Consider the following 2,922-nt stretch of genomic DNA (forward strand, 5'->3'; position numbering starts at 1 on the left):
GGAAACGAAAAGTGCTGATGTGCATTTAGGGGTAGAGGGACCGAAAGCAGATGTTGAAAAATATCTGGAGGAGGCCCATACCTTTAAGGTTGCCGTTGGACCGACCATCCGGGATTTTCAGGAAGTTACCCTGCAGCCCCTGGAAAGCCTGGAAAACTTCCAGCTTTGCCTGACACGGATGTGGGTTGCCATTGACGTGCGGGTAGAGTGGAGCATGCCTCCCGGAATGGCTGAAAATTTATAAGAGGCAAATTAAAATGCCGGTGTATGACCGGCATTTTCTCTCTTTACGGATTGTTCGGCGTATGTAAAAAAGTTTTTACAAAAAACAATATCATTAATATCAGTTCATATGGTTCCGTAGCTCAGCTGGATAGAGCAACCGCCTCCTAAGCGGTAGGTCGGCAGTTCAAATCTGCCCGGGATCACCAGTAATAAACCCCTGACTCTTAAAAAGCCAGGGGTTGTTTTTATGGTTTGCCGAATCGTCATCCGGTTTATCGTCCATTTTTATGGTACTGTAATACGATACGACGAAAATGGAGTATCATAGTACCGACAAATCTTTCTCAACAGCCGTTAGCTTTTTAGCGGCTGTTTTGTTATAATTAACTAACAAAATTGTTGTTTTGGGGGAAAGAAATGAAACACGAATGCAAGATTACAGTCATTGATAAAAAATGTTTTACGGATTTTCAGAAACAGTATCTGGCTGATCCTAAGTCTGGTCCTTGTCCTTTCTTCAATGTGGGAGATACCTTTGTGCTGAAGCGTACTCCGGCACAGGATGACTTCTATCATCTGATGAATGGCAAGTTTTGCGGAGAAGCCTGGGACGCAATCAGCAGGTATGTTTACACAGCCCTGCAGGGAGGATCCATCATGAAAGGCTGGACGAACGATGACCGCATGATGATTGCCTGCTGCAATGACGGAACCAGACCGGTTATCTTCAAGATTGAGCGTGTTGATATTCCAGAGAATGAGGATGAAGCGGAGTGGCTGGCGAAGCAGAACTTCACGAATACAGCCGAGGACGCCTATACAGGCTGATAAGAATTGAAATACGAATGGCTATGAAAGGCATCTAAAAATAGCTTTCGTTGGTTGTGAATACAACGCCAATTATTGCGTTGGCAGATATCGAGCAGATGGATTTGTTGCAAAAAATATATGGCAAGATTGTTGTTTTGGGAGGAATTTGCGGATGTATGAATTGATAAGCGACATATGTTCAATGTTTCAGGATTTGGCAGACTTGGTGTGGGGATTTCCCACCAACGTTGCGTGGTATGCCGGTCTTCCCATCATAGGTGAACTGCCGATGGTGATTATCCTGTTGGTGGGAACGGGTTTATACTTCACCTGCAAGCTTCGCTTTGTCCAAATCAAGTATTTCAAGCGTGGGCTCAATGTTCTCATAAAAAGCCGCAAGGGGCAGCAAGGGATCAGCCCCATGGCTTCCTTCCTGTTATCCACGGCTATGAGGGTGGGGCCGGGAAATATTTTGGGTGTGACAGGCGCAGTTTCCACTGGCGGCCCCGGTGCCTTGTTCTGGATGTGGGTGTCTGCGTTTTTTGGCATGGCGACGGCTTTCGTAGAATCGACACTATCCCAAATCTATAAGGAAAAGCAGGGCGACGAATATGTTGGTGGCCTTCCCTGCTATGGCAGAAAGCTTCTGGGAGGAGCAGCCATAATAGGCGGCGCCTTGAGCTTTCTTTATATCATCTATGCACTGCTCTGCATTCCGGCTCAGGGCTTCAATACCATCTCCGCCATGGTGTCAGTCACTCAAAATTTGACTGGGGCAGAGATTGCCGAAGGTAGTGCTTTGATATGGGGATTCTTCCTGTTGCTGATGGGACTGACAGCCTTTTCCGTCTTTGGCGGACTCCGGCGAATCACCCGAATTACCGATGTGCTGGTGCCAATCATGGCGGTGGTTTATGTAGCTGCTGTTCTGGTAATGGTTGCCATGAACCTTACGCTTTTGCCATGGTTTTTCTATGTGGTGGTAACTGAGGCCTTCCGTCCAGAACCAGTCTTCGGTGGTGCTCTGGGTATAGCTCTTTCCCAGGGAATCAAGCGCGGCCTGATGAGCAATGAGGCGGGACAGGGGACACTTTCCATGCCTGCCGCTGTATCCTATGCTAAGCATCCGTGTGACCAGGGTATTGTACAGGCTATTGGCGTATTCCTTGATACCATGGTTATATGTACCTTGACTGGCTTTGTCCTCATCATGGGACAGGCCTGGCTGAAGGATGGATCCGCTGCCTGGTTTGAAATGGGCCGTCTGGAGAAATTCTTGGCTTCCTGCGCACAAATGCTTGGGAGTGGAGCTGGCTATGGACTTGCTACATTGGTCATCAGTATCTGTTTTGGTATCTTTGCTTTTACCTGTCTGTTGGGCTTCCTGTCCTTCTCGGAGATATGTGCCAGGCAGATTTCCAACAATAAGTTCTTTATTTCGGCAGTCAGGCTGGTGAGTCTGGCAGTGCTGGCTTTCGGTATGATTACGAACATTGCTGGTTTCGACCTCAGCGCCCTCTGGAACCTCAGCGATTTTGCCAATATCGTGATGGTATGTTGCAACCTGCCTCTTCTTTACCTCGGGTTTGGCAACGTTCAGAAGGCCTTTGATCATTTTGAATGCCAGGAAGGTAAATTTGGCACGGAAACGTTGGGTGAGCCGTTGCCGGTTTGGGATGAATGCCATTAACTAAGTGGTTTCTTAGAAAAAGAAAGGGAGCCGAAAGCAATGTCATTAAGTTAAGCTAAATACCAGTTTTGCTCAGCAACGATGAGTATGATATAATAAAAAAAATAATTTCCAAGAGTGTCAATTTTGCTGAACCTGTTTTGTATATATAGATAAAAGGCTTTTATTATTTTATAGCTATAGGGAGGATTCTATTA

General features: G+C 46.5%; 3 protein-coding genes and 1 tRNA gene. All 4 read left to right on the forward strand.

Going from position 1 to position 2,922, the window contains the following annotated elements; all coding sequences use genetic code 11:
* A partial coding sequence (locus tag QZV24_RS10255) for a hypothetical protein (protein WP_294523524.1) occupies positions 1-244 on the forward strand: 244 nt, incomplete at its 5' end.
* A gap of 110 nt (positions 245-354) precedes the next feature.
* A tRNA-Arg gene (locus QZV24_RS10260) sits at positions 355-431 on the forward strand.
* A gap of 211 nt (positions 432-642) precedes the next feature.
* Complete coding sequence (locus tag QZV24_RS10265) at positions 643-1,053, forward strand: TIGR04076 family protein (RefSeq protein ID WP_294523526.1); 411 nt, start codon at positions 643-645, stop codon at positions 1,051-1,053.
* Positions 1,054-1,207: 154 nt separating this feature from the next.
* Positions 1,208-2,725 (forward strand): sodium:alanine symporter family protein, encoded by a 1,518-nt coding sequence (locus QZV24_RS10270; RefSeq protein ID WP_294523528.1) that lies wholly within the window; start codon positions 1,208-1,210, stop codon positions 2,723-2,725.
* The last annotated feature ends 197 nt before the right edge of the window (positions 2,726-2,922 follow it).

Origin of the sequence: uncultured Anaerovibrio sp. (assembly GCA_902786545.1) — a bacterium.
GTDB lineage: Bacteria > Bacillota > Negativicutes > Selenomonadales > Selenomonadaceae > Anaerovibrio.